Origin of the sequence: Flavobacterium sp. Root420, assembly GCF_001427905.1 — a bacterium.
Classification (GTDB): Bacteria; Bacteroidota; Bacteroidia; order Flavobacteriales; family Flavobacteriaceae; genus Flavobacterium.
Map to the genome: position 1 here is coordinate 780,299 of NZ_LMEF01000029.1, position 8,275 is coordinate 788,573.

Below are 8,275 nucleotides of genomic sequence, written 5' to 3' on the forward strand. Positions count from 1 at the left end.
GACTAATAAAATGAAAAACCACACCAAAATTTTATTTGCACTACTGTGCTGTCTGTCAGCAATTAAAACTACAGCACAAAATCCTATTATCAAAAATATTTTTACTGCAGATCCGGCACCAATTGTACATAAAGGCACCTTGTATTTGTATACAGGACATGATGTAGCTACCGAGCAGGATACCAACTATAAAATGGCCGATTGGCGTGTATATTCGACAACAGATATGGTTATCTGGAAAGACCATGGGTCACCGCTCTCGCCAAGTACTTTTTCCTGGGCCACCGGAGATGCTTATGCAGCACAATGTATTGAGCGAAAAGGAAAGTTTTATTGGTTCGTTTCTACCTTTCATAAAAAAGACGAGGTTAGCGGAGGCGGTGCTGCAATAGGCGTTGCTGTTTCTGACAGTCCTACAGGTCCTTTTAAGGATGCAATAGGAAAAGCGCTTATCATTAACGAAATGACTACCGACATGAAGTATGCCTGGGACGATATTGACCCGACGGTTTTTGTCGATGATGATGGTCAGGCGTATATGTTTTGGGGGAATGGAAGCTGTAAATGGGTAAAACTGAAAAAGAACATGATTGAACTGGATGGCGAGATTACCACTTTCAAACCTAAAAATTATATTGAAGGGCCGTGGGTGTATAAACGAAAAGGGATTTATTATTTAGTATATGCCAGTGCAGGAACAAAACCTGAAATGATCGAATATTGTACCGCCAAAAATCCAACCGGACCCTGGACATATCAGGGCATTATTCAGGAAAATGTACCCAACAGTTTTACGACACATCCGGGAATTATTGATTACAAAGGCAAATCATACTTTTTTTATCACAACGGAAGTTTGCCTACAGGCGGCAGTTACAGACGTTCTGTTTGTGTAGACTATATGTATTATAATGAGGATGGAACCATTCAAAAAATAATGCAAACTACTGAAGGTGTGAGCAAAATCAAGTAAAAAGTAGAATCTCAATTTAAGTTTTTTGTTATCCAATAAAAAAAATTATGGTTAGAAATAAAAAATGCAGAAGGAAAAATTTTCTCATAATTCAGATTTTAGTCGTGGCTATTTTGATGATTGTTCCGATTTTGGGGATGAGTCAGAATAAAAAGAAAACAGAAAAATCAGAATCCAACAGACCTCACTACCGCAATCTTTTTAAAGAAGCCGGTTATAGTCAGGCTGAAATAGACCAAAAATTAGCCAAAGCCTATTATGATGTTTTTGAAGGACCGAATAAAGTATATTTTAAAGAAGGCGATTCTTTAGGATATGTTTCGGATGTTAAAAATAAAGATGCCCGTACCGAAGGAATGTCATATGGCATGATGGTCGCGGTTCAACTCAATAAAAAAGAGGTTTTTGACCGTATCTGGAGATGGTCCGTCAAATACATGCAGCATCAGGATGGCCCCAGAGAAGGTTATTTTGCGTGGAGTGTAAATCCTCAAACTAAAAAACAAAATTCGGCTGGTTCTGCGTCAGATGGAGAGTTGTATTATATCACCAGTTTGCTTTTTGCTTCTAACAAATGGGGCAATGATACTGGAATTCATTACTATAAGGAAGCCAGAAGAATATTGGATGCCATGTGGAAAAAAGACGGCACAGGTAATATCCATAATATTATAAATACCGAACATAAGCAGATATCTTTCGTACCGGAAGGGGGCGGGTACAATTGGACCGACCCTTCGTATCATGTTCCGGCGTTTTACGAAATATGGGCTTTATATGCCAAAGATGGTCATGAGCAGTTTTATAGAGAATGTGCCGATGTTTCCCGTAATTTTCTGCATAAAGCGACTCATACTATAACAGGCCTAAATTCCGATTACACCGAATTCACCGGAGAACCTCATGCGACACCATGGATGCCTTCCGGATTTCGTTACGATTCGTGGCGTGTGCCTATGAACATCGCAATGGATTATACCTGGTATGGAAAAGATAAAAGGTGGCAGGAAGAATATGCCAGAAAATTTCAAAATTTTCTGAGATCAAAGGGATTAGACACTTTTGAGGATCAGTTTAATCTCGATGGTTCTAAACCGGAATTTATACTGCAGGCTGGTCCGGTTAAAAAACTCAGACATTCTATCGGATTGGTAGCAACCTCAGCTACTGCTTCATTAGTCAATCCCGATAAAGCAAGTATGGACTTTGTTCACGCGCTTTGGAAGGCGAAGCTTGAACCTTATGAGGACGGTTATTTTGATCCGTACTATGATGGTTTAATGTATCTCTTCAGTTTAATGCATCTAAGCGGAAACTACCAAATTATAAATCCGACAGTTAAATAAATTTTAAACTTAAAATATAAAAATATGAAACAGTATACAGTTGTGCTCTTATGGGGCTTTATTTTTTTATCAGGTTTTACAGGTTTTGCACAATCCAATCAGGGCACCATTGCCGAAGACTTTAAACCTTCAACAGTCAATCAGCCCGGACAAGAATATCCACAAGTGAATTCTCAGGGGTATGCGAGATTTCAAATTATGGCTCCCCAAGCCAAATCTGTTGTGGTAAGCCTTGGATTGGGAGGGGCAAAAGGAGGCACAATCCTTACAAAAGCTGAAGATGGTTTGTGGAAAGGCACCACCGCCGGCGCCATGGATGAAGGATTTCATTATTATCATATAACGGTTGACGGAGGAGTTTTTAACGATCCAGGCGCACTTAACTTTTACGGCTCTACCCGTTGGGAAAGCGGAATCGAAATTCCGGCCCACGATCAGGATTTTTATGCCTTGAAAAATGTTCCGCACGGAAATGTACAGCAGATTCTTTTCCCTTCAAAGAATACCAATACGTCTCGCAGAGCTTATGTTTACACACCGCCAGGTTATGATAAAGAAAATGCAAAGAAATATCCGGTTTTGTATTTACAGCATGGCTGGGGAGAAGATGAAACAGCCTGGAGCAATCAGGGACGTGTTAATTTGATCATGGATAATTTGATTGCAGAAGGTAAAATAAAACCATTCCTGATTGTAATGACCTACGGAATGACCAATGAAATTAAATATGGTGGCTTGGCCAGTTTTAAAATAGAACCCTTTCAGGCGGTTCTGACAGAAGAATTAATTCCGTATGTGGATTCAAATTTCCGTACGCTTGCCAATCAGGCTAACCGTGCCATGGGTGGTTTATCGATGGGCGGTATGGAAACAAAATCGATAACGCTTAATAAACCTGAAGTTTTCTCTCACTACGCACTTCTTAGTGGCGGAACTTATAAACCGGAAGACATTAAGGACAAATCAAAAGTCAAACTGATCTTCTTAAGTTGCGGAAGTAAGGAACGTCCTGATGGTATTAAAACTGCCGTTTCGTCTCTTAAAACTGCCGGCTTTAATGCGGTTCCTTATATTTCAGAAGGAACAGGACATGAATTTCAAACCTGGCGTCGCAGCTTTAAAGAATTAGCGCCGCTTTTGTTTAAAGAATAAGTTTTCAATAAAAATTAAAATCTAAATTATGCGTAAACTTAATAATACCTCCACAGTTCTGTTTCATTTCAAAAGAACTTTATGGAAACAAGTATTCTTATTTATTTGTTTTTTTAGCCTGTTCAACAGTTCCTTTTCTCAGACTTTAGTATTAAATGAAAAAGAATATTTCGAAACTCCGGGGCTGAATGTCTGGGTTTTTAATAATGAATATAACGGAATGTTTTTCGACGAAAAAACGGCCGGAATAGAATTTATTCATCATGGTGTCAGAACGGTAACCGGCGGTGCTATCAGACTTCAAAACACACCGGAACAATGGGATTTAATTCCGAAAATGATCAGCCGAAAAGTCGACAAGGCAAAGAAAACCATTGAAGTCACCTTGCGATATGAGGAGTTTAATTTTGATTCCAAAATTATAGTCACGCCAAAAGGAAAAGGTTTTGTTATCGATGTGATATTAGACAAACCAGTTCCGAAGCAATTGGAAGGAAGGGCCGGATTTAATATGGAATTTATACCCACTTCTTATTTTGAGAGCAATTATGTAGTCGATGGAAAAGCGGGAACTTTCCCTCGATATCCTGCAAGTAATACTGAGATTCGCCCGTTGGCTGAAAAAATTCCTCAGTTTGCGGGACATACCACATTTGATGATCGTGGAAGGAATGAATTTATAGCAACACTTCCTTTAGAATCGGGTAAGAGTTTCATCTTTGCGCCCGAAAATCCGGAACGTACCGTAAAAATTCAGTCCGAAGATCAGGATGTAATGCTTTTTGATGGGAGAAATTTGGGCCAGAATGGGTGGTTTATAGCGCGAAGTATTCTTCCTTCAAACAAAAAAGGGAAAGTAATGAGCTGGTATGTTGAACCTAATGCGATACCAAACTGGAAAAGAGAACCCGTAATTGGCTTTTCACAAGTGGGATATATGCCGGGCCAAAAGAAAGTAGCGGTTGTCGAACTGGATAAAAATGACAAGGCGTTAAGTACGGCGTCGATTTTTAAACTTGGTGCGGACGGGAAATTTACAGAAGCACTAAAGGTTAATGTCAAAGATTGGGGAACTTATCTCCGATACAATTATGCACAGATTGATTTTAGCGCTGTTAAAGAAAAAGGGCTTTATTATATTCAGTATGGCGACCAAAAAACAAATACGTTTCAGATCGAGGAGGATATTTATTCCAAAATATGGCATCCCACTATGGACGTTTGGTTTCCGGTTCAGATGGATCATATGGAAGTGAATGAGGCGTATAGAGTATGGCACGGAAGACCGTTTTTAGACGACTGCCTTCAGGCGCCAGTCAATCACGAACACTTTGATGGTTATAAACAAGGTCCAACAACTGAAACAAAATACAAACCTTTAGAACGTATTCCGGGAATGTCGGTTGGAGGCTGGTTTGATGCCGGTGATTTTGATATACAGACTTTTTCGCATGTCAGTGTCATCAATAGTTTTGTAGAATCCTGGGAAGCTTTCAAAGTAAGCAGAGATGAAACTTATATAGATCAAAAAACACAGTTTGTAGACATTCACCGTCCTGATGGGCAACCGGATTTATTGCAGCAAATTGAGCACGGCGTTTTGAACCTTGTGGCACAAGTGGAGAATATTGGGCACCCTGTCAGAGGAATTGTAGTTCCTAATCTGCATCAGTACCATCATTTGGGAGATGCTTCAACTGAAACCGATAATCTTCCTTATAATTCATCTCTTAAACCATTTGAGTCTAACGGAGTTTCCAGCGGAACGAAAGATGACCGATGGGCATTTACCAACCGAACTTCATTTCTGGATTTCAGAACTGCAGGAGCATTAGCCTCAGCTAGCAGAGCTTTAAAAGGGTATAATAATGCACTTTCAGCTAAATGTTTGTCTCTTGCTATAAAGTTAACCAACGAAGCAACTGAAATAGATAAAAAGGCAAAACCGGATAACAGTCCAATGTCCAGATGGGGAAAAGGAAGTGATATGATTGCACTATTACAGCTGTACTTAAGCACAAAAGACGAACAGTATAAAAAAGGTTTTGAAGATAAAATATGGAAGTTACTGGATGAAAACTTAGATTTTAATATGAATTCAGCGCTACTGGCCGTTTCTTCTATGGACGATAATTACAAGCAAAAAGTACGTGGCTATGTAATGAAGTATAAAGAAAAAATGGACAAAGAAAACAGCGAGAATCCTTACGGCGTGCCGATTGCAAAAAGAGGCTGGGGAGGTAGTTCGCAGGTTATTAATTGGGCAAGTACCAATTATTATATTCACAATATTTATCCTGATATCATGGATAAAGAAAGTGTTTATCAGGGATTGAATTATGTTTTAGGCTGTCATCCTTATTCTAATTTATCTTTTGTAAATGCGGTCGGAAACAGATCTAAAAAAGTAGCTTATGGAGGCAATCGCGCAGACTTTACCACAATTGCCGGCGGAGTAGTTCCGGGACTTATTTTTCTAAAACCGGATTATCTGGAGAATAAAGACGACTGGCCATTTTTTTGGGGAGAAAATGAATGTATTATAGATGGTGGTGCGTGGTATGTTTTTCTGGCAAATGCTGTTAATGATCTGGCTAAGGAAAAATAAAAAGAAGACTTAAAATTTAAACACATAGAAACATAGTTTAGCATGCGGTAAAAGACACTTCGCCTGTTTAAAAACACAGAGCGGCCTATGCGAAAGAAATAGATCTATTCAATTCCCAAATAGAGAGGGTTGACTTATGTACTTACAGTTTGTATTTTTGCCCTTATGAATGATAATTTTATAAATGAATATTTTGGGATAGGAATACAAAATGGTAAAACACCTGAAAATTTGGGTGTTTTGTGGCGATCGGCTCAAAACTTGGGTGCTACTTTTATATTTACCATTGGTAATCGATATGCCAAACAAGCTTGTGATACTCATGATGCGGTTAAAGCAATTCCTTATTTTCATTATGATACTTTTGAAGCTTTTTTTGAAAACTTACCTAAAGGCGCGCGATTGGTTGGTGTAGAATTAGATGACAAAGCTTCAGATTTAGAAACCTTCGAGCACCCAAGACGTTGTGTTTATTTATTGGGAGCAGAAGATCATGGCTTATCCAAAAAAGTAATGGATAAATGCCATCACTTAGTAAAATTTAAATCAGAAAAAAGTTTAAATGTGGCCGTGGCAGGAACAATTATTATGTACGACAGAAACTTGCCTAAACCACGTTCTTAAAACAAAAACTTAACTTTTATAACCTACCGTCTGGACACAAATATTTTTTTTTAATTATATTTGAGAAAAAGTGCAGACTAGATATTTTGAAAATTTAAAAGACAAGCGATTGTTGAATAGAGGGCGGTATCTCCCGATTTAGAAAAACAAGGTTTTTAGCCTACCGTCTGGACACAAATATTTTTTTTTAATTATATTTGAGAAAAAGTGCAGACYAGATATTTTGAAAATTTAAAAGACAAGCGATTGTTGAATAGAGGTAATTCTATTCTCAATCGCTTGTTTGCTAATAGTATTTATTCGATAAGACAATTAGCAGAAAGTGACGCTGAAGCCAAAGCGATTTACCGATTTTTACAAAATGATAATGTTAGTGAAGCTGATATTATAAAGAACATGTCTTTTAATTGTGTAAGCTGCGTTGAAGATAAATCTGTTTTGTGTATTCAGGACAGCAGTGAAATAAACCTTTATAATCACAGAAACAGGATCAAAAAGGATGAGTCAATTGGACTTACCAATGCTTSTGTTGGTGGACTTGGCTTTTTTATTCATCCAAGTTTTATCATAGATGCAGATACACTAATGCCCTATGGTTTTTCAGATGTGAAAATATGGAATAGAGGGCATGAACTGCCTGCTAAAATGAAGACTAATACTCACCATCGCATACCCATTGAAGAAAAAGAGTCTTATAGATGGATCGATTYTTCTCTTGAAACTAAGAAAAGACTAAGTAAAGCAAAAGAAATAATCATTATTCAGGATAGAGAGGGAGATATTTTCGAACAATTTTGCCTTATCCCCGATAGTAAGACTCATTTATTGATTAGATCCCGATTTAATCGATTGCTTGATAATAAAATARAACTTTTCGATCATCTTAGTTCACAGCCACTTCAAGGAAGCTACACAATTGAACTAGAAGGAGATAAAAGGAGAAAGATCCAAAAAAGAACAGCTACTATAGAAGTACGCTTTTCAGAAATAACAATAGGCAAACATCAATATTCAGGGAAACATCTTCCCGATAAAATCAATCTTTACGCTATTGAAGCAAAAGAAGTAGGAGAAAATATTGAAAATCCAATACTTTGGAGATTACTAACAACAAAGAAAGTTGAAGATCTGCAAACTGCATTACTTTGTATCGAATGGTACACCTATAGATGGACTATTGAAGAAGTATTTAGAATTTTAAAGAAAGAGGGCTTCAATATAGAAGCCAGCGAATTATCCCAAGGTAAAGCAGTTCGCAAACTATGTCTTTTGATGTTGGAGACTATTATAAAGCTCTTTATCATGCAAATAGCCTATGCCAGCGAAGAAGAATCCGAACCCAGAAGCTGTTTTTCAGAAGAAGAAATAGAATGCTTAGAGTTGCAAATCATACAATTAGAAGGTAAAACCGAAAAACTAAAAAACCCATATAAATCGTCCGATTTGAAACGATATATATGGGCTATTGCTAGATTAGGAGGATGGAAAGGTTATCTTTCTGAAAGAAAACCTGGTATCACAACCTTTTGGATTGGCCTGCAAAAATTCAATTCAGTCATGCAAGGCTGGATA

General features: G+C 37.8%; 6 protein-coding genes. All 6 read left to right on the forward strand.

Going from position 1 to position 8,275, the window contains the following annotated elements:
- Nucleotides 1-10: 10 nt before the first annotated feature.
- Nucleotides 11-973 carry a glycoside hydrolase family 43 protein gene (locus ASC72_RS17350; RefSeq protein ID WP_056193500.1) on the forward strand — a complete coding sequence of 321 codons (963 nt, stop codon included), beginning with the start codon at nt 11-13 and terminating at the stop codon, nt 971-973.
- A 47-nt stretch (nt 974-1,020) separates the two neighbouring features.
- A complete protein-coding gene (locus tag ASC72_RS17355; protein WP_056193501.1) occupies nt 1,021-2,319 on the forward strand; it encodes a glycosyl hydrolase family 8 in 1,299 nt (432 codons plus the stop codon).
- A 24-nt stretch (nt 2,320-2,343) separates the two neighbouring features.
- Nucleotides 2,344-3,471, forward strand: a complete 1,128-nt coding sequence (locus ASC72_RS17360) for an alpha/beta hydrolase-fold protein (protein ID WP_056193503.1) — start codon at nt 2,344-2,346, stop codon at nt 3,469-3,471.
- A gap of 28 nt (nt 3,472-3,499) precedes the next feature.
- A complete protein-coding gene (locus ASC72_RS17365; protein ID WP_082564346.1) occupies nt 3,500-6,079 on the forward strand; it encodes a glycoside hydrolase family 9 protein in 2,580 nt (859 codons plus the stop codon).
- Between the two features lie 165 nt (nt 6,080-6,244).
- A complete protein-coding gene (locus ASC72_RS17370; protein WP_056193506.1) occupies nt 6,245-6,703 on the forward strand; it encodes an RNA methyltransferase in 459 nt (152 codons plus the stop codon).
- Nucleotides 6,704-6,910: 207 nt separating this feature from the next.
- Nucleotides 6,911-8,275 (forward strand): IS4 family transposase (locus tag ASC72_RS17375; protein ID WP_131725836.1); only part of this gene is annotated, 1,365 nt, incomplete at its 3' end.